Source organism: Methanomassiliicoccales archaeon (genome assembly GCA_029907465.1).
In the GTDB taxonomy this organism is placed as follows: Archaea; Thermoplasmatota; Thermoplasmata; order Methanomassiliicoccales; family JACIVX01; genus JACIVX01.
This window is the reverse complement of the sequence record JARYLV010000040.1, coordinates 1-1,839: the sequence shown is the minus strand read 5'-3', so window position 1 is coordinate 1,839 and position 1,839 is coordinate 1. Positions and strand designations below refer to the sequence as shown.

Annotated in this window: 3 protein-coding genes; 1 reads left to right on the top strand and 2 read right to left on the bottom strand. The window is 40.8% G+C overall.

Annotated features, from left to right (window positions below; all coding sequences use genetic code 11):
- Positions 1-232, bottom strand: a 232-nt coding sequence (locus tag QHH00_08475; GenBank protein MDH7509405.1) for a hypothetical protein, incomplete at its 3' end; no start/stop codon positions are given.
- Between the two features lie 68 nt (positions 233-300).
- A complete protein-coding gene (locus QHH00_08470) occupies positions 301-1,521 on the bottom strand; it encodes an ISL3 family transposase (protein MDH7509404.1) in 1,221 nt (406 codons plus the stop codon).
- 22 nt (positions 1,522-1,543) lie between these two features.
- Here QHH00_08470 and QHH00_08465 point away from each other — a divergent pair, with 22 nt between their 5' ends.
- Positions 1,544-1,819, top strand: a complete 276-nt coding sequence (locus QHH00_08465; GenBank protein ID MDH7509403.1) for a hypothetical protein — start codon at positions 1,544-1,546, stop codon at positions 1,817-1,819.
- The last annotated feature ends 20 nt before the right edge of the window (positions 1,820-1,839 follow it).

Genomic DNA, 1,839 nt, shown 5'->3' with positions numbered 1-1,839 from the left:
TTCTGGCATCGTAGGTCATATCGGCAGAGTATGCCTGATTGGCGGATTGGATGACGACTAGATTGCGACCACTGTAATCCTGGCCCGTATCTGCCACTTTAGTGGTGATACCAGTTATCGGGTCGATGTCAATTATCTCTCCGGTCTGAAGAGCTGTCAGAGCCGCAATTGGCAATCCCAGCCCCCCAGGTTCGCCTATGCCACTGGCAAGGGTCTCCTGCCCATACTGCAAAGGAAATCCCGGTACGTAAAAGGATACGCTCTGGGTGTAAGTGTAATATTTTTTGGCTCCTCGCTGTTTTATGTGGGTAGATTGAACTTTAGTTTCCCTAATCTAAGATATATAGTTATGATAAAATTCTTTGTCGTTCTGAATCCTCTTGCGTCGTCTTTTGCTGATTGGATGAGGCTATTTATTCCCTCTAAGATTCCATTATCTATTCTGGTGTTTATATAGTTCAGAACTCCTTTCCAGTGCCCCTTGATCGCTTTTGCGGTATCAATAACAGGGTTTAACCTGCTGTGTGTCGCCCAGAAGTACCATCGTTTCAGATAATCTTCAGCCAATAGCGGGTCTTTGAAGTTCCAGAAATCTCGTAAGCTCAATTTGATGTTGTAAGCTCTCATTGTTTTTAACCTCATATCTCTTAGAGACCCCAATTCGTATCTCTGTTTTTTCGTAAGTTTCTCAGGATTTTTCAACCATATGTATCTTGTATGCTTCAAGTTGCTGTTATGGGATTGCTCTTCACGTCTCACTTGATCCACTGCTTGGTTCATCAGCTTCATAACATGGAACTTATCGAATGTTATTGAAGTCTCTGGGAAGTTTCGAGTGACTCCAGATATGAATGCGGGAGACATGTCACAGCAAAAATTGCGTAAATTTATACAAGATCCATTATGATCCTCAAGGTCGTATTTAAACGATTCTATTGCCGAAGCATCTTTTCCTTCGCATACATATAAAACCTTAGATTTATCCAAATCTACGAAAACGGATACGTATTTGTGACCTTTTGCTCTTGATGTCTCATCAACACCTACTGATTCAACCTCTGAAAAATCCTCATCCGATCTTGCTTTTAGTACGTAGTGCTCTAGGACTCGCCATATCCGAGTATCGTATTCTCCGATCAAGTTCGCAACAGAATTAACGGGCATGTGCTGAGCCATTAAAACTATCAAGGAATCCATGAGGAGGGAAAAACCGCTACCTTTTCTTGCCCACGGCACCTTAACAAGTTTGACTCCACAGATATCACATTTCGTTCTGGGAACGCGACAGTGAAGGTAGGTCTTAAACTGGAAAAAATTCAGATGTCTCCAAGTCCTATCGATTGTATCATGAACACCGCATTCAGAGTTGCCGCAATCAGGACATGGAAATTTACCACCACGTTCGAAATCTATGTAAATGTCGAGTCGCTTCCCTTCCAAATCGAAATCGATTGAATTGATACACCAGGGTGGCTGTAAGTTCAGGGCAAGCTTGAAGAGATCTTCTTGCGAGATTGACATGCTTTTAATTTGATGATATCATATGATTAGTGGTTATCCATTACCCACAGGAAATAGCGAAGAGCCTGTAAAAGATTATGTTATTGAAAATGCAATGGGATTCTGTTATTCGTCTTTTGAATATGGATTTGTACACTATTGCGGGATTTATTTCACTCGGATTAGTGATTGGTTTACAAAAGATCCTCATTCAAAAGCAGATTTATGTAAAGAAGCAAGAGATTTGATGCTTAATGAAAACACAAATGAAGACATTGATTCAAGATGCCGAGACTTTAGGAATCGCAATAATTGTTGATTTATTCAGTCTTAGATCAT

Excerpts from the sequence above, each read along its gene's own strand:
- QHH00_08465 (MDH7509403.1), top strand. The coding sequence starts at position 1,544 with ATGATTAGTGGTTATCCATTACCCACAGGAAATAGCGAAGAGCCTGTA.
- QHH00_08470 (MDH7509404.1), bottom strand. The coding sequence starts at position 1,521 with ATGTCAATCTCGCAAGAAGATCTCTTCAAGCTTGCCCTGAACTTACAG.